Genomic DNA, 885 nt, shown 5'->3' with positions numbered 1-885 from the left:
GCATGGCGAAGGGCGCCGAAGATCAGTGTGTGAAGACAAACCTCGACGCCCTTCTCACCGCACTCTATGTCCACCTGGACGACCACGTCCTGCCCTCGGGCAGGAAACCGGGAAAACGCGGCCCCGCCCGGCTGCTCACCGACGCCGAACTCGTCTGCGTCGCCATCGCCCAAGTCCTGCTGCGCTGCGACTCCGAACGCCACTGGATGCGCGCCGCACCCGACCGGATCGGCCACCTCTTCCCCCGCCTGCCCGGCCAGTCCGAGTACAACCGCCACCTGCGCGATGCGGCACCGGCCCTGCTCGCCGCCTCCACGTGGCTGGCCCGGGCGGTTCCGACCTGGCACGAGAACCTGCGACTGATGGACGGCACCCCGCTGCGCTGCGGCGCCTCCCGGGTCACGGTCAACCGCTCCGGGCTGGGCGAGATCGCCGGATACGGCATGGACAAGTCCCACCACGCCTTCTACTGGGGCGCCAAACTCATGCTCGTCACCACCGCTGACGGGGCGGTCTGCGCCTTCAGCCTGGCCCACCCCAAGGAGTTGGACGAACGCAAGCAGGCCCTGCACCTGCTCCACGTCCGGCAGGCCGCACCGGGGCCGGGCCCGATCGTGTGCGACAAGGGCTTCGCCGGGGCCGGCATCGAGAGCGCCGCGGCCGGGCTGGGCCATCCGCTCGTCCGCCCGGCCCGCGCGGACGAGCCCGAGAACCCCTCGTTTCCCGGGTGGCTGCGCCAGCGGATCGAGGCGGTGATCTGGACGTTGAAGAACCAGCTGGGGCTGGAGCGCCACGCCGCCCGCACCACCGACGGGCTCTGGGCGCGCACCTGCCAGCGCATCTGCGCGCTCAACGCCGCGATCTGGCACAACTGGCTGATCGGCG

General features: G+C 71.3%; 1 protein-coding gene. It reads left to right on the top strand.

All coding sequences use genetic code 11. The features are described 5' to 3' along the window. Window positions 1-29 precede the first annotated feature (29 nt). Window positions 30-885 (top strand): hypothetical protein (locus tag ABEA15_RS25555; protein ID WP_345559623.1); only part of this gene is annotated, 856 nt, incomplete at its 3' end.

Source organism: Streptomonospora halophila, assembly GCF_039542725.1.
In the GTDB taxonomy this organism is placed as follows: Bacteria; Actinomycetota; Actinomycetes; order Streptosporangiales; family Streptosporangiaceae; genus Streptomonospora; species Streptomonospora halophila.
Note: the sequence above shows the minus strand (reverse complement) of the source record. Positions and strands in the feature narration are given on the sequence as shown.